The sequence below is a fragment of the Alphaproteobacteria bacterium genome, assembly GCA_041396705.1.
In the GTDB taxonomy this organism is placed as follows: domain Bacteria; phylum Pseudomonadota; class Alphaproteobacteria; order CALKHQ01; family CALKHQ01; genus CALKHQ01.
In genome coordinates, this window is sequence record JAWKYB010000005.1 from 86,011 (window position 1) to 107,185 (window position 21,175).

General features: G+C 72.5%; 16 protein-coding genes, 1 other RNA gene and 1 pseudogene. 2 read left to right on the forward strand and 16 right to left on the reverse strand.

All coding sequences use genetic code 11. The annotated features are described in order from the left end of the window. Nucleotides 1-4: 4 nt before the first annotated feature. The 11 genes from R3F55_08255 to R3F55_08305 all read right to left on the reverse strand — a co-directional run bounded on the left by R3F55_08255 (nt 5) and on the right by R3F55_08305 (nt 13,469). The gene (locus R3F55_08255) at nt 5-2,227 is read right to left on the reverse strand and encodes a mechanosensitive ion channel (protein ID MEZ5667409.1); all 2,223 of its coding nucleotides are present in this window, start codon (nt 2,225-2,227) and stop codon (nt 5-7) included. A gap of 104 nt (nt 2,228-2,331) precedes the next feature. Continuing rightward, nucleotides 2,332-2,925 carry a recombination mediator RecR gene (gene recR, locus R3F55_08260; GenBank protein ID MEZ5667410.1) on the reverse strand — a complete coding sequence of 198 codons (594 nt, stop codon included), beginning with the start codon at nt 2,923-2,925 and terminating at the stop codon, nt 2,332-2,334. A gap of 7 nt (nt 2,926-2,932) precedes the next feature. Further along, nucleotides 2,933-3,256 carry a YbaB/EbfC family nucleoid-associated protein gene (locus R3F55_08265; protein ID MEZ5667411.1) on the reverse strand — a complete coding sequence of 108 codons (324 nt, stop codon included), beginning with the start codon at nt 3,254-3,256 and terminating at the stop codon, nt 2,933-2,935. Between the two features lie 3 nt (nt 3,257-3,259). Then, on the reverse strand, nt 3,260-5,080 hold the full coding sequence (locus tag R3F55_08270; protein MEZ5667412.1) for a DNA polymerase III subunit gamma/tau: 1,821 nt from the start codon (nt 5,078-5,080) through the stop codon (nt 3,260-3,262). A gap of 85 nt (nt 5,081-5,165) precedes the next feature. Continuing rightward, nucleotides 5,166-5,260, reverse strand: an RNA gene (gene ffs, locus R3F55_08275) — signal recognition particle sRNA small type. Nucleotides 5,261-5,331: 71 nt separating this feature from the next. Beyond that, nucleotides 5,332-6,468: a GNAT family N-acetyltransferase gene (locus R3F55_08280; GenBank protein MEZ5667413.1), complete on the reverse strand. Its 1,137-nt coding sequence runs from the start codon at nt 6,466-6,468 to the stop codon at nt 5,332-5,334. Nucleotides 6,469-6,498: 30 nt separating this feature from the next. Further along, a complete protein-coding gene (locus R3F55_08285; protein ID MEZ5667414.1) occupies nt 6,499-7,698 on the reverse strand; it encodes a GNAT family N-acetyltransferase in 1,200 nt (399 codons plus the stop codon). 143 nt (nt 7,699-7,841) lie between these two features. Then, nucleotides 7,842-9,059, reverse strand: a complete 1,218-nt coding sequence (locus R3F55_08290; GenBank protein ID MEZ5667415.1) for a DegT/DnrJ/EryC1/StrS family aminotransferase — start codon at nt 9,057-9,059, stop codon at nt 7,842-7,844. A gap of 68 nt (nt 9,060-9,127) precedes the next feature. After that, nucleotides 9,128-10,129 (reverse strand): glycosyltransferase family 2 protein, encoded by a 1,002-nt coding sequence (locus R3F55_08295; protein ID MEZ5667416.1) that lies wholly within the window; start codon nt 10,127-10,129, stop codon nt 9,128-9,130. Continuing rightward, the gene (locus R3F55_08300) at nt 10,099-10,902 is read right to left on the reverse strand and encodes a PIG-L family deacetylase (GenBank protein ID MEZ5667417.1); all 804 of its coding nucleotides are present in this window, start codon (nt 10,900-10,902) and stop codon (nt 10,099-10,101) included. The genes R3F55_08295 and R3F55_08300 overlap by 31 nt, the downstream gene beginning before the upstream one ends. 77 nt (nt 10,903-10,979) lie before the next feature. Next, nucleotides 10,980-13,469 (reverse strand): ligase-associated DNA damage response DEXH box helicase, encoded by a 2,490-nt coding sequence (locus R3F55_08305; GenBank protein MEZ5667418.1) that lies wholly within the window; start codon nt 13,467-13,469, stop codon nt 10,980-10,982. 122 nt (nt 13,470-13,591) lie between these two features. Between R3F55_08305 and R3F55_08310 the strand changes: the two genes are divergently transcribed. Continuing rightward, nucleotides 13,592-13,843, forward strand: coding sequence for a hypothetical protein (locus R3F55_08310; GenBank protein ID MEZ5667419.1), 252 nt, complete (start codon nt 13,592-13,594; stop codon nt 13,841-13,843). Nucleotides 13,844-13,892: 49 nt separating this feature from the next. Here R3F55_08310 and R3F55_08315 read toward each other — a convergent pair. Both R3F55_08315 and R3F55_08320 read right to left on the reverse strand, forming a co-directional pair. Continuing rightward, nucleotides 13,893-14,624: pseudogene (locus R3F55_08315) on the reverse strand (DUF2470 domain-containing protein). A 5-nt stretch (nt 14,625-14,629) separates the two neighbouring features. Further along, on the reverse strand, nt 14,630-16,819 hold the full coding sequence (locus R3F55_08320) for a protein-disulfide reductase DsbD family protein (GenBank protein ID MEZ5667420.1): 2,190 nt from the start codon (nt 16,817-16,819) through the stop codon (nt 14,630-14,632). A 217-nt stretch (nt 16,820-17,036) separates the two neighbouring features. On the opposite strand from R3F55_08320, the gene R3F55_08325 reads away from it, so the two are divergent. Continuing rightward, entirely contained in the window at nt 17,037-17,627 is a 591-nt protein-coding gene (locus R3F55_08325; protein MEZ5667421.1) for a YqgE/AlgH family protein, read from the forward strand. Nucleotides 17,628-17,689: 62 nt separating this feature from the next. Here R3F55_08325 and R3F55_08330 read toward each other — a convergent pair whose 3' ends face one another. From R3F55_08330 to thrC, 3 genes are read right to left on the reverse strand one after another with little or no spacing between them, the layout of a single operon-like run. Next, nucleotides 17,690-18,373, reverse strand: a complete 684-nt coding sequence (locus R3F55_08330) for a GNAT family protein (protein MEZ5667422.1) — start codon at nt 18,371-18,373, stop codon at nt 17,690-17,692. A gap of 22 nt (nt 18,374-18,395) precedes the next feature. After that, the gene (locus R3F55_08335; GenBank protein ID MEZ5667423.1) at nt 18,396-19,667 is read right to left on the reverse strand and encodes a pitrilysin family protein; all 1,272 of its coding nucleotides are present in this window, start codon (nt 19,665-19,667) and stop codon (nt 18,396-18,398) included. Further along, the gene (thrC, locus tag R3F55_08340) at nt 19,664-21,061 is read right to left on the reverse strand and encodes a threonine synthase (GenBank protein MEZ5667424.1); all 1,398 of its coding nucleotides are present in this window, start codon (nt 21,059-21,061) and stop codon (nt 19,664-19,666) included. The genes R3F55_08335 and thrC overlap by 4 nt, the downstream gene beginning before the upstream one ends. Nucleotides 21,062-21,175 lie beyond the last annotated feature (114 nt).

Genomic DNA, 21,175 nt, shown 5'->3' on the forward strand with positions numbered 1-21,175 from the left:
CCGCTCAGTTGTTGCTCTCGGTCGGTATACTCTCTGAATCGATCGATTCCGGGGCAAGCGTCGCCGGCGCTGCCGCGCCGGCGGCGCCGGTATGCCTGGCCGGCGAATGCAGCGTCATCTGCGGGAACGGAATCTCGATGCCGCGCTCGTCGAAATAGATCTTCAAGAGCCGGTTGTAGGCGCGGTAGACGACCCATTGCTGGCCCGGCCGGGTCTTGATCCGCGCCTTGATGACGACCGCGTTGTCGCCGAACGAATCCAGGCCGACCACCTGGATCGGCTCCAGGATGTTGGCGCGGATCTCCGCATCCTCGCGCAGAGCCGCGTCGACGTCGTGCATGCACGCGATCACCTGGTCGACGTCGCTGTCGTAGGACACGCCGACCTCGAACACGGCGTAGGAGAAGTCGCGCGTCATGTTGGTGGCCGCGTCGACCACGCCGAACGGGATCACGTGCAGGTTGCCTGCGAAGTCGCGCAGGCGGATGGTGCGGATCGACATCTCCTCGACCACGCCGGTATAGCCGGCGACCGTGACCACGTCGCCGACCCCGACCGCATCCTCCATCAGGATGAACAGGCCGGTGATCACGTCCTTGACCAGGCTTTGCGCGCCGAAGCCGATGGCGATGCCGATCACGCCGGCCGACGCCAGCAGCGGCGTGATGTCGAGGCCGATCTCGGACAGCACGATCAGCAGCGCGACCGCGCCGATGATCACACCGGCGGCGTTGCGCAGCAGCGGCAGCAGCGTCTCCACCCGCCGCCGGCGATGCTCGGCCGCCTCCGCCCGCCGCGACCGCTGGATGCGGTCGATGACCGCGGCGATCGCGCGGTTGGCGGCGAAGGCCAGCGCCAGGATGATGGCGATGGTGACCAGCGATTCCATCAGCGCGCGGCCGGCGTCGTTGCCGAGCCAACCGACGATGTCGAACACCCAGATGTGGACCAGCAGCGCCAGCAGGGCGGCGAAGATCGCGAAGCGCACGGTCAGCCGCAGCAGCACGCTGCCCGACTGGCGCACCGCGTCGCCGTCGGTCTGCTCGACCTTGGCCTTGCGGTCGCGCCGCTCGTTGATCACCACCACCAGCCGCCAGGCGCCGAGCGCAAGCACCCCGGCCAGCAGCGACCAGCCGATCTGGCCGAGCACGCCGACGAACAGGCTGTCGCCGCCGGCGATGTAGGTCACGGTCAGCACCAGCACCAGCACGATGGCGATGGTGTGCCAGTTGCGGGCCACCCAGTGGAACACGTCGCCGCTGAGCGAGCCCTTTCTGGCGCTGCGCTCGATCGCATATTGGATCGGCCGGCGCAGGCGGACGATCAGCGCGACCACCAGCCCGGCGGAGACGACCGCGGCGATGGTCAGGATGGCGGTGCGCGCGCTCCACGGCATGCCGATGCGCGGCAGCGTCTGCGCCACGGCATAGGCGACCGCCATGATGCCGACCACCCAGAACAGCCGCCGCGTCGTGTTGCGCGCCTCGCCGTCGCTGAGCGGCAGCAGCCGCATCGCCGGCCGGCGCGGCCGGGTGATCACCCGGATCAGGGCGCAGGTGGCGAGCGCGATGGTCACCACGTTGAGCAGCGTCGTGGTCAGGGCGCGGGCGATGAACGCGGCGTCGATCGCGGCGAGCGCCGCCGAGCCGGCGGCGGCGAAGGCCAGCACCGGCAGCGCGTCGAGCCCGAAGCCGGCGGCACCGCGCCACAGCCGCGAGAACAGCGCCTGGCCGGGCGTCGCCAGCCGCTCGCCGAAGCGGCGCGCCGGGATGCGGAGCAGGAAATAGGCGGCGAAGGCGGCCAGCAGGCTCAGCCCGGCGGTGCGCAGGATGTCGTACCAGCGCGACCGGCCGTTGGCGTTGGCGACGTCCTCGCGCAGCCACGCCCACATGTCGACCATGTCGTCGGGTGCGGCGATGATGGCGTCGATCGCCTCGCCCAGCGCCTCGAACTGCTGCGACAGCTGGCCGAGCAGCTCGTCGCCGACCGAACCCTGCTGGTCCGGCGGCGCGGCCTGGTCCTGCGCCTCCAGCAGCAGGCGCAGCTGGGCGATCAGCTCCTGGCGCTGCTGCGGGTCCTCCAGCGTGCCGATCAGCGCCTCGACCCGCTCGCGCTGAAGCTGCAGCGAATTGGCGCCGGCCTCGCTGGCGCCTTCGGCGGTGCCGTCCACCGTCTGCTCCTGCGCCGACGCGGCCAGCGGCGCCAGCGCGAGGCAGAGAACGAGCAACAGACGGCGGCAATGGCTCAGCACGGGCGGGCGGTCCGGAGCGGTTGCAGGGGACGGGGCGATGCCAATAACACCAGCTTAGCCCGGATGGTTCGCCGGGCAAGTCATGCCGGACGGCGCGCCTGCATTGCGGCGGTCAGGGTGCCGTCGTCGAGATAGTCGAGCTCGCCGCCGACCGGCACGCCGTGGGCCAGGCGGGTGGTCGCGACATCGGCGTCGGCCAGCCGGTCGGCGATATAGTGGGCGGTGGTCTGGCCGTCGACGGTGGCGTTCAGCGCCAGGATCACCTCGCGGATCTCCGGCGCGGCGGCGCGGGCAACCAGGGCGGCGATGCGCAGGTCCTCCGGCCCGACCCCGTCCAGCGCCGACAGCACCCCGCCCAGCACGTGATAGCGGCCGCGGAACGCGCCGGCGCGCTCCATCGCCCACAGGTCGCCGACCTGCTCGACCACGCAGATCGTCGCCGGGTCGCGGCGCGCGTCGCTGCAGATGGTGCAGGGATCGACGGTGTCGAGGTTGCCGCAGGTGGCACACGGACCGACCGAGTGCGCGGCGGCGGACAGCGCCTGGACCAGCGGGTCCAGCACCGTGTCGCGCCGGTTCAGCATGTGCAGCACCGCCCGCCGGGCCGACCGCGGGCCCAGGCCGGGCAGCCGCGCCATCAGCTGGATCAGGCGCTCGATCTCCGCGCCCGCCATCGGCGGCTCAGAACGGCAGCTTGAAGCCCGGCGGCAGCTGCAGCCCGCCGGCGAGTTGGCCCATCTGTTCCTGGGTGAAGCTGTCCAGCTTGGCCCGCGCGTCGTTGATCGCCGCCACCACCAGGTCCTCCAGCACCTCGGGATCGGCGGGATCGATCAGCGACGGGTCGATTTTGACCGCCTTGGCCGCCCCCTTGCCGTTGAGGGTGACGCTGACCATGCCGCCGCCGGACTGGCCGGCGATCTCCGCTTCCGCCAGCTTGGCCTGCATCTCCTCCATCTTGGCCTGCATCTGCTGGGCCTGTTTCATCAGCTGGCCGAGATTCTTCATTGCCTATCCCTCGTCGTTGATGGCCTGGTCGGACTCGGCGAACGGATCGGCCTCGTCCCCGGCGGGCGTTTCCGGCGCGTCGGCGATGCGGTCGCGCACGGCGGTGATGGTCGCGCCGGGAAAGGCGTCCAGCGCCGCGCGGACCAGCGGGTGTTCCGCCGCCCGGCGCAGGCGCGCGTCGCTGCGCGCCTCTTCCTGCTGGCGCAACGTCGGCGCGCCGGCGTCCTGCGACATGCCGACCAGCCAGCGCCGGCCGGTCCAGCGGGTCAGCAACTGGCTGAGCCGCGGCGCCAGGTCGGCCGGCGCCTCTGGGTCGAGCCGCAGCTCGATATGGCCGGGCCGGAACCGGACCAGATGGGCATGGGCCTTCAGGTGCGCGTGCAGCACGCCCTCGCGCCGGTCCAGCACCAGCGCGACCACCTCGTCGAACGAGGCCGGCAGGCTGCCCGTGGCGGGATCGGGCGCGGGCGTTTCGGCTTCGGGCGGCGCCGACACGGACGGGTCGGCCATCGGCGGCGCAGCGTCGGTGGCGGCCGGTCCGGTCGCGGCCGGCGACGCGGCCGGGCGCGGTGCCGGCACCGCCGCCGCACCGCCCTCGCCGGCGATCAACGCCGCCAGCGCGCCGGGGTCCGGCAGGTCGCGGACATAGGCGAGCCGGATCAGGATCATGTCGAACGCGGCCCGCGCATTCGGTGCCGCCTGCACCTCGGCGATTCCCTTGAGCAGGATCTGCCAGGCCCGGGTCAGGCCGGGCACGGTCAGCCGCGCCGCCAGCGTGCGGCCGCGGGCACGCGCCTCCTCGGTCATCGCCGCATCGTCGGAATCGTCGGGTGCGACCCGCAGCCGGGTCAGCCAGTGCGCCACCTCCAGCAGGTCCTGGTTGACCGCCAGCGGGTCGGCGCCGTCGCGATACATCTCCTGGAACAGCGCCAGCGCCTGCGCCGGCTCGCCGTCCATCAGCCGCGCGAACAGGTCGACCACCTGGCCGCGGTCGGCGAGGCCGAGCATGGCGCGCACGCCGCCGGCGTCCAGCGCCTGCTCGCCGCTGGTCGCCAGCGCCTGGTCGAGCAGCGACAGCGCGTCGCGCATCGAGCCGTCGCCGGCCCGCGCCAGCATGGCCAGCGCCGCCGGCTCCGCCTCGCGCCGCTCGGCCCGGCAGATCTCAGCCAGATAGGACGCGATCACCGCCTCGTCGATCCGCCTGAGGTCGAAGCGCATGCAGCGCGACACCACCGTGATCGGTACCTTGCGGATCTCGGTGGTGGCGAACACGAAGACGACGTGTTCCGGCGGCTCCTCCAGCGTCTTCAGCAACGCGTTGAACGCGTTGCGCGACAGCATGTGGACCTCGTCGATGATGTAGACCTTGGTCCGCGCGGTCACCGGGCGGTAGCGTACGCCGTCGAGGATCTCGCGGATGTCGTCGACGCCGGTGCGCGAGGCCGCGTCCATCTCCATCACGTCGACATGGCGGTCCTCGGCGATGGCGACGCAGTGCTCGCACACCCCGCAGGGTTCCGCCGTCGGCCCGCCGGTGCCGCCGGCCCCGACGCAGTTGAGCGCACGCGCGATCACCCGCGCGGTGGTGGTCTTGCCCACCCCGCGCACCCCGGTCAGCAGATAGGCGTGGTGAACACGGCCGGCGTTGATCGCGTTGGTCAGGGTGCGGACCAGCGCATCCTGGCCCATCAGCTCGGCGAAGTTCTTCGGCCGGTACTTGCGCGCCAGCACGCGATAGGCTTCGGCCGGCCCGCCGGTCGCCCCGGCCGCGTCGTCGAGCAGCGCCGGCTGCGGATTGTCGCTGTCGATCAGACCGTCGTTCATCGGGTGCTGCGCCGCCCGCCGTGCGGCCGCCGCGGTGGACAGCCGGATGCTGGTCCCGTCGCCCGCCACCATGGCCCGGACGGAGTGCAGGAGACCGGCACGACCCGGAACGAACTCGTTACGGCTGCTTCCTTCCGGACCTGACCGGGTTGGCGAGGATTCCGTCCGCGCCAGCCTCCCGCCTGTTCCATATCGTCATTGCGCCCGCCAGGGCAAGGGTTGCGGACGCATCGGACGCGCGGCCGCGGGCCTCAGCGGAACAGCCGCCGGACCGCCGCCTGCACCGGCCGCGGTGCGCGCATGTAGACCGCAAGCGCCATGCCGCGCAGCGAGCTGCGATGCCAGGCCAGCAGCGGCCGGCCCCACCATCCGGTCGCCACCCGCACGTCGCGGACGCGATAGCCGCAGGCCGCCCACTTCCGCTTGTACGGCTCCGGCTCGGGCATCATGTCGAAGATGCGAAAGCCGGCGCTGCGGGCCCAGGCCAGCGTCTCGGCCACCGCCAGCAGGCCGGGCGAGGCCCTCGCGAAGGTCTCGTCGTAGCCATAGAGCCAGCCGACCGCACGCCGGCCGTCGGCCCGCACCGTGCTGACCGCGACCGTCGCCTCGCCGGCGGCCAGCCGCAGCACGCGCATGCCGCCGGCGCGGGCGTCGGCCTGCGCCTGTTCGACGTAGAACGGCACCAGGTTGCCGAAGGCGGCATGCTCGGTCTTCTCGCGCCGGCTGTGGGCTGCCGCGCCCAGGCGTTCGTGCTTGCGCGCGAATGCCCAGGCGATGGCGGCGTCGCGCGCGGACCCCTCCGCCACCTCGCCGAACCGCACCGGACCGGCCTGTTCGAGCAGGCGACGCTTGCGCCGCAGGTCGGCACGCAGCCGGACGTCGGGCCGCGCGGCGCGCCGGCCGTCGGCACCGCCCAGCAGGGCGCAGGGCGAGGCGGACGGCCGCTGCCAGTTGGATGCGGCAGGCGGGATCGCCCGGTCGAGGCCGGCGCCGGCCGGCACGCGCCGGAACATCATCATGTGCGGCCGCAGCGCCGCGACCGCATGGGCCCAGGCGCCGCGGCACAGCGCCTCGGCCTCCGGCCCGTGCCGGCACAGCATGTCGTCGAAGTCGGCCATGTCCTCCGACAGGCCGCGGCACACCCGCCACAGCCGGCTGCGGAACACCACCAGTGGCCAGAGCAGGACGATGCAGCCGTCGCGCCGCCCGACCACCACCGCCGGACGGCGCCCGCGCCGCTGCGCCTGGCGCAGGAAGGTCGCGCGCACCCAGGGAAAGGCCAGACAGGCATGGCGGCGCCGGCTGGCCGCATAGAGCGCGTCCCACTCCGGCGCGATCCCGTCCAGCGCCGCCGCCGTCTCGATCAGGGCGAATGCGGTCGGGTTCACGGCTGCGCGGCCGCCCGTCAAGCGCGCAAGTCAGGCGGCCCGGCGGATCACCGCCTGCATCGGCCGCGGCAGGCGCATGTACAGCGCGATCAGCAGCCCGCGCAGCGGGCTGCGGTACCAGGTCACCAGAACCCGCCCCCAGGCGCTGGTCGCCAGCCTGACGTCGCGCACGCCATAGGCCTTGTCGGTCCATTCCGCCTTGTAGGGTTCCGGGTCGGGCATGAAATCGACCGTATCGAAGCCCGCCTGCTGCGCCCAGCGCAGGCTCTCCAGCAGCAGCACGCGGCCGGGTCCGCCGGACAGGAAGGCGGGGTCGTAGGCATAGAGCCAGCCGATAAGCCGCCGCTCGGCGACCAGGCCGCTCATCACCGCGACGGTCGCCGCGCCGGCGGAAAGCCGGAACAGCCGCATCTGCCCGCCGCGAAAGGCGGTCGTCGCGGCGTCCTGCAGGAACGGCAGGTCCGCGCCGAACTGGGCATGGGTCGTCTTCTCCTGCCGGCTGTGCGCCCGCGCGCCGAGCCGGCGGTGCTTCTCGCGGAACATCCAGCCGATCAGCGCCTCTGCCGCCGCCGGCTCGCTCACCTCGACGAAGGCCAGCGGGCCGAACCGCTCCAGTCGGTTGCGACGATTGCGGTTGGTGCTGCGGGTCTTGCGGCTGAGCGAGCGGTAGTAGCCGTCCCAGCCGTCGAACCGGCGGAAATCGACATAGGGCGAGGCGGATTCGCGCTGCCACGCACCGGCGGCCTCGCCAAGCAGCCGGTCGAGGCCGGACCCGGCCGGAACCCGGCGGCATACCACCATGTCCGGCCGCACCGTGCGCAGCATCAGGGCCCACGCGTCGCTGCGCCACCGGTCCGCATCGGGGTGCGCCGCGACCAGGATGTCGTCGAAGTCGGACAGGTCCTCCGACATCGGTTGCACCACCCGCCACAGCCGCTGGCGATAGACCACCAGCGGCCAGACCAGCCTGCAGCCTTCCGCATCGCGGCCGACGATCACCAGCGGACGCCGGCCCAGGCGGGCGGCCGCGCGTGCCCACATGCGCGCGCCCCAGTCCGGACAAAGACAGAAGCGCCGGTCCGGGCAGCCGCCATAGAGCGCGGCCCAGTCCGCCTGCAGCGCCGCCAGCTCCTGCGGCCCCTGCAGGACCGAGAACGCGAGCGTCGCCGTGCCGTCGCCGGTCGTTGCGAGCGCCAGCTGTTGCGGTGTTGCCGTCGTGCTTCGTTTCACCGGGATCGGCCTGGCATCGGTCCGCTGTGGGTTCGGCGGGCGTCGGCACCGCATGCCGCACGCGGCGACTCACCGCGCGCGGACACAACCGAAGCTAGGCATCGCCGTCCGGCGCGTCAAACGCCCGCCGACGCCTGTGCCAGCTATCGCCGCCAGCGCCGCGCGACGTCGAGCACGGCTTCGATCACCCGTTCGACCTGATCGTCGCGCAGCGACGAATACAGCGGCAGCGACAGCGACCGCCGGTAGCGCTCGGTCGCGACCGGACACGGGTCGCTGCCGCCGGTCATGCGGTCGCGGTACCAGGGCTGCAGGTGCAGCGGGATGAAATGCACCGAGCATTGCACGCCGCGCGCGTGCAGCGCCTCGATGAACCCGTCGCGACCCAGCGCCAGCCGCTCCGGACAAATCCTGGCCACGAACAGGTGCCAGGCGTGTTCGCACTCCGCCCGCGGCAGGATCGGCTCGATCGCATCGCAGCCGGCGAGAGCCGCGGCATAGCGCATGGCGATCGACCGGCGTCGCCGCCACATCGCGTCCGCCCGCGCCAGCTGGGCCAGGCCCAGCGCCGCAAGCAGGTCGGGCATGTTGTATTTCCAGCCCGGCTCCAGGACCTCGTAGGCCCAGCCGTTGGCGTCGCCATTGCGGGCGTGCGCGTTGCGGGTGATGCCGTGGCTGCCCATCAACCTGATGCGCCGGGCATAATCCTCGCGGTCGGTGGTGGCCATGCCACCCTCCCCTGCGGAGATCGTCTTGGTGGCATAGAAACTGAAGCAGGTGACGTCGGCCAGGCTGCCGACCATGCGGCCGCGGTACCGGGCGGGAAAGGCATGGGCCGCATCGTCGACCACGGCAATGCCGCGGCCGCGCGCCAGCGCCAGGATCGGCTCCATCCGCGCGGCCTGGCCGCCGAAGCCGACAGTCACGATCGCCTTGGTCCGCGGACCGCACAACCGCTCGACCGCAGCCGGGTCGACCGTGTGGTCGTCGGCGCAGATGTCGGCCAGCACGGGCCGCGCGCCGCAGTGGACCGCCGCCGCGGCAGTGGCCGCGAAGGTCATTGCCGGCACGATCACCTCGTCGCCGGGTCCGACGCCGACCGCATCGAGCGCCAGGTGCAGCGCCGCCGAGCAGGAGCTCAACGCCACACCGTGTGCGGCGCCGACCCGCGCGGCGAAGGCGGACTCGAACGCCGCCGCCTTCTCGCCGGTCGTCAGCCAGCCGGACCGCAGCACCTCGACGACGCTCTCGACCTCCCGGTCGGTGATGTCCGGCTGGTGGAACGGTATCGTCGCGGCGTCGGCGCGATCGTCGACCCACTGCGAGCCGGGTACGGAATGCAGGGCGGACCTCGCTGTCATCTTTTCATCCGCGGCGGCCAAACGATCAATTCCATCCGCAGCATTCAATTCAAATCGTTGCAATAATCCTATCCCGGATCGCCCATTTGCGCAAAAGCGCGGCGGCGGCGCGCCCAGTACAGCCGGCCGCGCAGCCGCCGCCAGGCCAGGGCGGCGACATGGCCGGGCCGGCGCAGCGCCTGTGGCAGCGCGGTGCCCCATTCGCCGCGGCGCAGCGCACGGGCCAGCTCCGCCCGCTCGATCTCGTGCTGCACCGACCGCGACCGCCGGGCGATCGCCGCCTCGGCAGCTCGGTCGCCATAGTGCCGGCACAGCCCAAGGAGTGCGTCGTTGGCGCCCTTCATCCGGCGCAGCACCTCCGGGCCGCGGGTCGACATCATCGATCCGGGAACCTGGCGATAGTAGTAGCCGACCTTCGGCGTCACCACGAGCCGCCCGCCCGCCAGGATCGCCCGGACCAGGATGCCGAAATCGAGGTCGAACCGGTCGGACTCGTCGTAGCGGATGGCGTGGTCGACCACCAGCCGGCGCCGGACCAGCGGCTGCAGGAACGACAGCGGCATCATGTCGTCGGTCATGCTGCGGCGGATGAACTCGACCGCCGACAGCAGCAGCGGCGCGTCGCCGGCCGGCAGCAGGGTATGCCAGGGCGGCGCCTCGCTGCCGAACACCCATTGCATGTTGCCGGCGACGACGTTCGCCCCATGCGCCTCGGCCAGCGCGATCAGTTCGGCATAGAGCGTCGGCGCGACCCAGTCGTCGCCGTCGAGGATGGCGACCCATTCGCCGCGCGCCTCGCGCAGGCCGATGTTGAGCGCGGCCGGCTGGCCGACGTTATCGGACAGCGCGACCAGCCGCACCCGCGGGTCTTCGCTTGCAAGCGCCTGGACCACCTCGCGGGTGGCGTCGGTGGAGGCGTCGTCGACCACCACCACCTCGATCGCGCGCAGGCTCTGGACCAGGGCGGACCGCACGGCCTCGCCGACATAGGCCTGCTTGTTGTGCGCCGAGACGACGACGGAGACGATCGGCGCGTCCATCAGGCTGACCCGGCACCGCGGCGCAGCCACAGCCGCTCCGCCCCCTGCCGCCGTTCGGTCTGCCGCGCGATGCCGCGCCAGAACGCGTCGCTGGCCTGCGACGGGTAGGCGTCGAACACCGCCCGTTTCAGCGCCGGCAGGTCCGCGCAGCGCACGTCGAGCGGGCGCAGGCACAGGCCGACGGCCCGCAGCCGGCGCAGCTGGGCCAGCCACAGCCGGGAATCGCGGGTGAAGCCGGCATAGGGCAGGTCTTCGTAGAAGGTCACCGCCGCGCCCTGCCGGGCCAGGCGCGCGCCGGCCGCCGCCACGATGCGATGGTCGAGGTGCCAGCCCATGCCCAGCGGCGCCAGGATGGCGTCATGGCTGGCGGCCGCGGCCGCCAGCTCCGCCGCGACCCGGTCGATCCAGCCCCGGTCGTCGTCGTCGAGCGCTGCCTTCGACACCACCCGCTCCACCGGCAGCGCACGGCGCACGGCCACGTCCTCGTGCGCCAGCGCCCGCACCGCGATGCCGGTTGCGATCGCGCCGGCCGCGGCGACGTCCTCGGCCTGGCGCAGCGCGGAAACGGCGTCGATGTCGAGCCCGGGCCGGTTCGGCGCATAGGCCGAGCGACCGAAAATCGTCAGCATCGTCACGCCGCAGCCGGCCGCGGCCAGCGCGCGCATGGTGCCGGCCAACGAATAGGGCGCGTCGTCGCAATGCGGCGCCGCCACCAGCACGACGCGGCCCAGCGCATCGGCGAGCCGGCGCCGGCCGCTGTCGGAGGCGGCGTCGACGACCGTGGCGGAGGCGAATGGAAACATCGCAGCGGGACCGGGGGTGCGTTCGGGCTGCGGCCTTAGTCGCCCGCGCCCGCGGATTCGTCAACCGTCGGCGGCACCTAAAGCGCGAGCACGCCCTGGTCGCCGCCGGACAGCGCCTCGGCGATCAGCTCCTCGGCCGACGCCTCGTGCAGCAGGTCGTCGCTGGCGGTGCCGCCATAGACGGACTCCTTGCCGACCTCCAGCAGCACCGGCACGGCCAAGGGCGAGACGCGGTCGAGCCGGCGATGGCGGATGCGGCCCTTGACCCGGCGCAGCATGCCGCCGAGCCGGGCAACGTCGGTGTAGCCGCGGGCGGCATCGGCCCGGGTCGCGCGCAGCAGCACGTGGTCCGGCTCGTGCCGGCGCAGCACGTCGTAGATCAGGTCGGCGCTGAAGGTGACCTGGCGGCCGGACTTCTCGGCCCCCGGCAGCCGGCGCTCGATCAGGCCGGCGATCACCGCGGTGTTGCGGAAGGTGCGCTTCAGCAGCGAGGATTCCGCCATCCACGCTTCCAGGTCGTCGCCCAGCATGTCCTCGTCGAACAGCGCGTCGACGTCCTCGGCCGGGCGCAGGCTCCACACCGCGATGACATAGTCGGTGGCGACGAAGCCGAGCGGCGCCAGCCCGGCCCGCTCCATCCGCCGGGTCAGCAGGAAGCCGAGGGTCTGGTGCGCGTTGCGGCCCTCGAAGGTGTAGGCGACCAGATATTCCCGGTCCCGGCGCGGGAACGTCTCGACCAGCAGGCCGTGCGACGGCGGCATTTCCGAGCGCCACTGCTGGATGCGCAGCCATTCGGCGACCGGGCCGGGCAGGTCGCCCCAGCGCCGCGAATCCTCCAGCAGCGCGCGCACCCGGTCGGCCAGGTTGGTGGTCAGCGGCACCCGCCCGCCGGCATAGACCGGAATCCGCGGCGCCTCGCCGGCGATGCCGGGCGACGCGATCACGCTGTTCTCGCGGATGCCCTGGAACACCAGCAGCCGGCCGGCGAACAGGAAGCTGTCGCCCTCGACCAGGCCGTTGACGAAGTAGTCTTCGATCTCGCCGAGCACCTTGCCGCCGACCAGGGCGCGCTTGCCGGTGCCCTTGACCAGGCGCACGGTCATCACCGGCGCCTCGACGATGGTGCCGATATTCATGCGCAGCCGCTGGGCGAAGCGCGGGTGCGCCATGCGCCACAGCCCCTCCGGCGTCCTGCGCAGCCGCTGCCAGCGCTCGTAGCTGCCCAGCGCATAGCCGCCGTTGGCGCAGAACGCGACCACGTCGTCGAAGTCCTTGCGCGACAGGGCGGCATAGGGCGATGCGGTGACCACCTCGCCATACAGCGTGTCGGCGTCGAACGGCGCCTGGGCGGCCATGCACAGCACGTGCTGAGCGAGCACGTCGAGCGCGCCGGGACCCGGCGGGTCGCCGTCGAGCGCGCGGTCCCGGATCGCCTCCAGCGCCGCCCGGCATTCCAGCACCTCGAACCGGTTGGCCGGCACCATCAGCGCGCGCGACGGCACGTCGAGCCGGTGCCCGGCCCGGCCGATGCGTTGGATCATCCGGCTGGCGCCCTTCGGCGCGCCGATCTGGATGACAAGGTCGACCGCGGCCCAGTCGATGCCGAGGTCCAGCGATGCGGTGGCGACCACCGCGCGCAGGCTGCCGCCGGCCATCGCCGCCTCGACGCGGCGGCGTTGCTCCGCCGCCAGGCTGCCATGGTGCAGCGCGATCGCCAGGTTGTCGTCGTTGATCCGCCACAGTGCCTGGAAGATCAGCTCCGCCTGGGCGCGGGTGTTGACGAACACGATGGTCACGCCGGCGCGGCGGATCTCGTCGTAGATCGCCGGCACCTCGCGATAGCCCATGTGGCCGGACCACGGCAGCTCGCCCTCATGCTCGTGGATGCGCACTTCGGCGCGCTTGGCGCCGCCGCCCTGGATCAGGCGCACCGGCCGGCCGCCCGATCCGAGCCAGGCCCGCAGCGCCTGCGGCCAGGCCACCGTCGCCGACAGGCCGACGCGGCGGCAGTCGGGCGACAGGACGGCGAGCCGGGCCAGGCACAGCGCCAGCTGGTCGCCGCGCTTGCTGCCGGCCAGCGCATGCAGCTCGTCGACGACGACGCAGCGCAGCCGCCCGAACACCCGCGGCGCATCGGCGTAGGTCATCATCAGCGCCAGCGATTCCGGCGTGGTCAGCAGGATGTCGGGCGGGCTGTGCCGTTGTCGCTGCCGCTTGTGCGCCGGCGTGTCGCCGGTGCGGGTCTCGGCCGTGACGGCCAGCCCGATCTCGGCGATCGGGGTCAGCAGGTTGCGATGGATGTCGACCGCCAGCGCCTTCAGCGGCGAGACGTAGAGCGTGTGGAGCCCGCCCGTGCCCGGCGCGCGGCCGGCCAGCTCGATCAGGCTGGGCAGGAAGCCGGCCAGCGTCTTGCCGCCGCCGGTCGGCGCGATCAGCAGGGTCGACTGCCCGGCCACCGCGGCGGCCAGCATGGCGAGCTGGTGCGGATGCACGGCCCAGCCGCGCCCCTCGAACCAGGCGGCGAAGGCGGGCGGCAGGCGCGGGACGGGCGGCGACTCAGCGTCCATGGCCGGCAGGGTAGCGCATGCGCGGGGCTGCCGCGGCCCGGTCGCGCCCGGCCTTGTCGGAGCGGCGCGGCAGCGGCAGGATCGGGCATCGAAGTGCCGGAACCGCAACGGACCCGAAACCCATGACCGAGGCCGAAATCATTGGCTCGATCGGCGTCGCCATGCTGCTGGTCGCCTTCTTCCTGAACCTGGCCGGCCGTCTGAAGGCGAACAGCTATCCCTATGTGCTGCTCAACCTCGCCGGCGCGTCGCTCAGCTGCCTGTCCTCGTGGCTGATCGAGTTCCTGCCGTTCGTGATCCTGGAAGGCACCTGGGCCACGGTCGCCGCCGGCGGGTTGGTCCGTCTGCTGTGGTTCCCGCGCCAGACGGTCTAACCCCGCCGCCCGACGCGGCCGTGCGCGCCCGCTGGGCCAGCGCCACCAGCGTCGCGCGCAAGGCGTCCGCCGAGGCCAGCGGCGCATCGAAGTCGAGCCGTTCCATCGCGTCGCCGCAGGCGAGGTCGAGGCCGTCGGGGTCCAGCGACACCAGCCGCCACGGCCCGGCGGCGGCGCCGCACAGCGCGGTGGCATAGAGCGCGACGGCATCGGCATGGTCGGCGTTCATGTGCTCGACCGCGCCGGCCTCGGCCCTGGCGAGGGCGTCGATGTCGGGCATCGCCGACAGCAGGTCGGCGGCGGTCGGCGCGAACGCCTTGCCGAAGCCGCCATTCAGGCTGGCCCGCGCCGGTGCCAGCCGGAAGAAGGCGAAGTCGGCGAAGTCGACATAAAGCGCCGCTTTCGGATGGCGGGCGAGATAGCGGCGGCGCACCCGCTCGTGCTCCGGCGCGGCGCGATCGACCCGCGCGGCGGTGCCGATCAGCGTGACCCGCGGGTGCGCCAGGGGATCGCCCTTGCCCGGCTCGCCGAACAGCAGCGCGCAGCGCCCGTCCGCCAGCAGGGCCGGCGTATGGCCGGACAGGGCGGAGATCAGCAGAGTCGGGGCGCCGTCGATGTCGGTTGCGGTCGCGACCCGGCTGGCCAGCGGGTGGCCGCTGTCCGGCTCGCTGACCGCCAGGGCGGCGTGGCGGGCGGCGCGGACCAGCCGCCGGACGAGTGCGCGGGCGGCGGCGTCGACCGGCTGCAGCACCGGCTTGCCGCCGGCAGCCTCCGCTGGCATCGCGCTCAGCGCTCGGCGAGGGTCGCGCCGCTCGCACCGGCGGCGGCGTTGATCGCGTCGATCACCGCGCCTTCGGTCAGCAGTTCGGGCAGCGCGATGCCTTGCGGGGCCGCGGGTCCATAGACCGCGTTGAACGGAATGCCGTAGCGGCCGAAGCTGGCGAGATAGTCGGCGATCGCCGGATCCGGGTTGGTCCAGTCGGCCAGCATTGCGATCACGCCGCCGTCGCGGCCGAGCAGGCTGCGGATCGGCTCCTGATCCAGCACCGTCGTCTTGTTGTAGATGCAGGTCAGGCACCAGTCGGCGGTAACATCGACGAAGACGACGCGGCCCTCCACCACCCAGCCGGAGATCGAGGAACGGTCGAAGCTGCGCCAGGCGATGCCGCCGGCCTCGGGCGCCTCGCGCACCGCCTGCGGCGCGATCGCGGCCGAGCCGACCGTGGCCAGCGCCAGCACGCCCGCCGCATAGCCGGCCAACCGGCCGATGCGCGCCTCCGGCAGGTGGCGGCGAACCAGGAACACGGCGCCGATCAGCAGGACCAGCGCCGCGGCGCCGCCGGCTGCCTCCCAGCCGATCTGGCCGGCCAGGACGGTCACCAGCCACACGGCGGTCGCGGCGAGCGCGAGGCCGAGGACGCGGGTCAGCCAGACCATCCAGCGCCCCGGCCGGGGCAGCCGCGTCGCCACCGCCGGCACCAGCGCGATCAGCAGATAGGGCAAGGCGAGGCCGACGCCCATCGCCAGGAAGATCGCCAGGATCTCGCCGGGACCGCGGGCCAGCGCAAAGCCGAGCGCGGTGCCGACGAACGGCGCGGTGCACGGCGTTGCCAGCAGGGTGGCGAAGGCGCCGGTGAGGAAATGGCTGCGCAGGCTCTTCGACGGCCCCGGCCCGCCCGCGCCGGCGGCCAGGTCGGACACCGTCCCGGGCAGCCTGATCTCGAACAGGCCGAGCAGGCTGTAGGCGAACAGCGCGACGATCACCAGCATCACCGCCAGGAACACCGGCTGTTGGAACTGCATGCCCCAGCCGACGGCGACGCCCGCGGTGCGCAGGCCGATCGCGGCCGCGGCCAGCACCATGAACGAGACCAGGATGCCGGCCGCCGAGGCCAGGAAGCTGCGCCGCACCTCGCGCCGGTCGCCGCCGCCGTGGCTGACGACCGACAGCACCTTCAGCGACAGCACCGGCAGCACGCAGGGCATCAGGTTGAGGATCAGCCCGCCGAGCACGGCGACGGCGAGAATGCCGACGAAGGCGGCGAAGTCGACCGGCGCCGGCGCCGCCGGCGTATCCGTCGCCGGGGGCGGTGCCGTCACCGCCGCGTCAGCGCGCGCCGGATCGAACGTCGCAGGCACCAGCGAAGTTTCCATCGCCCGCGCGTCGGCGACCACCGTCAGCGTCAGCGGCTCGTCGGCCAGGGTCGCGACATCGGCCCCCCAGGCCTGCACCGGGACGGCGAAGGTGGCGCTGAGGCCGTCGGCGGCCAGCGCGGGTTGCGGCCGGTCGAACACGAAGGTCGGTCCCGCCTCGACGAACAGGTCCACCGCGGTCATCGGCACCGTCGCCGCCACGGTGACCGTCAGGCTGCCGTCCTGGCCGCTGCCGCCGGTGGCGACGCCGGCGATGGCAAGGCCGGCCTGCGGCGGCGCCAGCGGCACCAGCGCCTCGAAGCGGTCGATGTCGTAGGTGAAGTCGGTGGCGCCGCCGCCCCCCGGCGGCAGGCTGAGCGACAGCGATGCCCGGTCCGGGATGCAGATTTCCGCGCAGATCAGGAAAGCGACGTCGGCCTTGAGGTCCAGCGGCGCGGCCGGGTCGGCCGCCGTCACCCGGACCGGGAAGATCACATGGTCGGAATAGGCCAGGGTCTGGATGCCGAGCAGCTCGTATCGCGTCGGCCGCGGCCAGCGAAACGCGGTATCGGCCAGATTGGCCGATGCCGCCCAGTCGACACCGGGCGGCAGACCGGCGTCGCCGGGCGAGCGCCAGTAGATGTGCCAGCCCTCGTCGAGGCGGAACTCGAGCCCGACCGTCGCCCGGCCCTCGGCGTCCAGGCCGGTCGAGGCCGGCAGCAGGCGCAGCTGGGCGTGCTGGGTGGCGACCGGCGCGACCTCCTGCGCGACGCTCGCAAAGGCGCCGGCGGCGACAAGGCCGAGGGCAGCGCCGAGGGCGCCGATCACGGAACGGATTCGCATGTGCCGTTACCTACACCCTCGGCGAAACCGCCACAATTTTGCCGCACCCGCCGCGACACTGCGGACAATATAGTGGGCGAAAGCCGCGATCCCTGTCACAATGACGTGCAGCTTGGCGGCAGTCACGATCGCGGGATCGCAGTTGATGTGATTGGCGCCGCCGGCACGTCGGCTTATGTGGGGATGAGCAACCAGGGTGGCTATCCAGGCCGTGAACATGGGTCATACGGGACGCAGCATCGACCTCTCCGCGAGCGAGAGCCTGGCGGGGCAGCTGCTGATCGCCATGCCGCAGATGATGGACGAGCGCTTCGAGCGCACGGTGATCTACATGTGCGTCCACAACGGCGAAGGCGCCATGGGTCTGGTGGTCAACAAGCTGATCGACACCCTGTCCTTCGCCGACATGCTGAGCCAGCTGAAGATCGAGCCGGGACCGGCCTCCGACGACATGCCGGTGCATTTCGGCGGCCCGGTCGAGTCCGGCCGCGGCTTCGTTCTGCATACCGACGACTACGAGCACGAGGGCACGCTGCACGTCGACGACGGCCTGTCGCTGACGTCGACCGTCGACGTGCTGAAGGCGATCAGCGACGGCCGCGGACCGCGGCGCAGCATGCTGGCGCTCGGCTATGCCGGCTGGGGCCCGGGACAGCTGGAAAGCGAGATCCGCGCCAACGGCTGGCTGCACGTGCCGGCCGACGAGAACCTGCTGTTCGATCCGAATTGCGAGGACAAGTGGACCCTGGCGGTGGCCAAGCTGGGCATCGAGCCGGCCACCTTCTCCGGCGAGGCCGGTCGCGCCTGACCTCCCGCGCCGGCGCGTCGCGCAGGCTTCCTCCTTCGACCTGACGGCGGCGACGCGGCCGCTCAGTTGGCGTGGCGGGCTGCCGAGGCCGGCTGGATCAGCTTGCCGGCATCCGGCGCGCGCAGCGCCTGCTCGTGTCGGGCCGCCACCCGCAACCGCCAGCTGTCCAGCACCAGCCCGAACAGCAGATGGTCGTGCCAGACGCCGTTGATGCGCAGATAGCCGTCGGCGCGGCCTTCCTCGACGAAGCCGCACTTCGCCAGCAGCCGCTGGCTGGGAATGTTGGACGGCAGGCAGGCCGCCTCCAGCCGGTGCAGCCGCAGCTGCTGGGCGGCATAGCCGATCAGGCAGTAGAGCGCCTCGGTCATGTAGCCCTGGCGGGCATAAGGCGCGCCGATCCAGTAGCCCAGCGTGCCGGCCTGGGCGACGCCGCGGCGGATGTTGCTGAGGGTGACGCCGCCGAGCAGCGCCTGGTCGCTGCGCCGGAACAGCACCAGGCTGTAGCCGAGGTCCTGGCGGATCTCGTAGTTGTTGCGGCGCACCCGCACCCGGAAGGCGCTGCGCGACAGCGCGTTGCGCGGCCAGGTCGGCTCCCACGGCGTCAGGAACTCGCGACTCTGCCGGCGCACCTCGGCCCAGGCCGGATAGTCGGCCATGCGCAGCGGCCGCAGCACCACACGGCCGGCGTCGAGGGCGATCGCCGGGCTGCGGTTGAGCATCATGTCGACCCAGTCGCCGGGACCCATCGCGCCAAGGCCCGCCCGCCGCCTAGGCCGCCCGCCGCGCGAAGCGCTCGGCATGTTCGGCGCCGCCGCCGGGGCCGATCATCGCCACCGTCGGCACTGCCGCGTTGACCGCTTCGGCCACCGCCAGCACCGCCGCGCGGTCGACCGCGTCGATCTTGGCCACCACCTCCTCGACCGGCAGCGGATGGCCGAACACCATGATCTGCTGCGCCAGCTGCTCGCAGCGGGCCGATGTGCTCTCCAGCGACATCAGGATGCTGGACTTCAGCTGCGCGCGCGCCCGCGCGATCTCCGCATCGTCGAGATCGCGCACCACCTTGACCAGCTCCTCGCCGATCACCGAGAAGCACTCGTCGGCGTCGTCCGGGCTGGTGCCGGCGTAGATGGCGAACAGCCCGTTGTCCGAGAAGGACTGGGTGAAGGCGTAGATCGAGTAGACCAGCCCGCGCTTCTCGCGCACCTCCTGGAACAGCCGCGAGGACATGCCGCCGCCCAGCAGCGTGGCATAGACCGAGGTGGCGTAGATGCGTGGGTCGGCAAAGGCGGCGCCGGGATAGCCGATCACCAGATGCGCCTGCTCCAGCTCGCGCACCTCGTTGTAGAAGCCGCCGACATAGGTGGCCGCCTCGGGCGTCGCCGCGGCCGCGGTGCCGCTACCGGACCGGGCCCGCTCCGCCACCCGGCGAGCCACCTCCTCGACCACGCGGTCGTGCTCCAGGTTGCCGGCGGCAGCGAACACGCAGTGCGCCGGCCGGTAGTGCCGGTCGCGGAACTCCGCCAGCGCGGCGCGCGAGATGGTCGAAACCGTTTGCGGCGTGCCCAGCACCGGCCGGCCGATGCCCTGGTGCGGGAAGGCGGCCGCCTGGACGTGGTCGAAGATGATGTCGTCGGGCGTGTCGTGGGCCTGGCCGATCTCCTGGAGGATCACCGTGCGCTCGCGCTCCAGCTCCTCGGGGTCGAGTGCGGCGGCGAAGACCAGGTCGGTGGTCACGTCGACGGCCAGCGCGACATCGTCCTTCAGCACCTTGGCGTAGTAGGCGGTCTGCTCGCGGCCGGTATAGGCGTTGACGTGGCCGCCGACGTCCTCGACCTCGGTGGCGATGTCCTGCGCCGAGCGGGTGGCGGTGCCCTTGAACACCATGTGCTCGAGCATGTGCGCGATGCCGCCCTGGGCCTCGGTCTCAATGCGGGCGCCGACGTCGATCCACAGCCCCAACGATGCGGTCTCCACTGCCGGGTTGCGCTCGGTGACGACGCGCAGGCCGCTTTCCAGCGTGGTGACCTGGACGCTCATGCCGCACCGTCCAGCGCGACCGCGGCGCGGATGTGGCGCTGCACAGCGGCCAGGTCGTTGGGCAGCACCGCATAGTGTTCCGGCCGGTCGTAGAGGTCGGCGAGGAAGGGCGGCAGCGCCGGCCGCACGCCGGTCGCCCGCTCCACCGCATCCGGGAACTTGGCCGGGTGCGCCGTGCCGGCGACTACCACCGGGCCGTCGACCGCGTCGCGATGCTGCCAGGCGGCGGCAATGCCGACCGCGGTGTGCGGGTCGACCAGCTCGCCGGTCTCGCGATAGACCCGGCGCATGGTCTCGATGGTCGCGGCATCGTCGAACCGCGCGCCGGCGAACAGCGCGCTGACCCCGGCAAAGGCCGCGGCCGGCATCTCGAAGGCGCCGCTGGCGCGGAAGCCCCGCATCAGCCCGGCGACGGCGGCGCCGTCGCGATCGAGCATGTCGAACAGCAGCCGTTCGAAGTTGCTCGAAACCTGGATGTCCATGCTCGGCGACAGGGTCGGCGCGACGTCCTCCATCGCCATGCGGCCGCTGTCGAGGAAGCGGGCCAGGATGTCGTTGCGGTTGGAACCGACGATCAGGCGGCCGATCGGCAGCCCCATCCGGCCGGCGGCATAGGCGGCCAGCACGTTGCCGAAATTGCCGGTCGGTACCGCGAACGAGACCGGCCGGCCCGGCCGGCCCAGGGCGAGCCCGGCCCGGACGTAGTAGACGATCTGCGCCGCCACCCGCGCCCAGTTGATCGAGTTGACCGCCGACAGGCGCATCTCGCTGCGGAAGGCGGCGTCGCCGAACATCGCCTTGACCAGGTCCTGGCAGTCGTCGAACGTGCCCTCGACGGCGACGTTGTGGACGTTGGGCGCATCCACCGTGGTCATCTGCCGTCGCTGCACCTCCGAGGTGCGGCCGCGCGGATGCAGGATGAAGATGTCGATCGCCTTGCGCCCGCGGCAGGCCTCGATCGCGGCGGACCCGGTATCGCCCGAGGTGGCGCCGACGATGGTCACGCGCTCGCCGCGCGCGCTCAGCACCGCGTCGAACAGGTGGCCGAGCAACTGCAGCGCCACGTCCTTGAACGCCAGGGTCGGGCCGTGGAACAGCTCCATCAGCCACAGCCCGTCGCCGATCTCGCGCAGCGGCGTCACTGCCGGATGGCGGAAGCCGGCATAGGCGCGGGCGATCAGCCCGGGCAGCGCCGCGGCCAGCGACCCTTCGCCGACATAGGGGCGCAGCACAGCCTCCGCCAGCGCATTGTACGGCTGCCCGGCCAGGCGATCGAAGTCCAGCCGCGGCCAGGTCTCGGGCACATAGAGGCCGCCGTCCGCGGCCAGGCCGGCCAGCAGCGTCTCCTCGAAACCCAGCGTCGGCGCCTGGCCGCGCGTGCTAACGTAGCGCAATGGGCCTTGTCCTCCCGCAGACCGGTGGGCCGGCCTCGGCCTCTGCGGCGCCGCGCCCGCCGGCAAGCTAAGCGGCGGGCCGGGCGCGACGCAAGTTTTGTTACATCCCGCGCC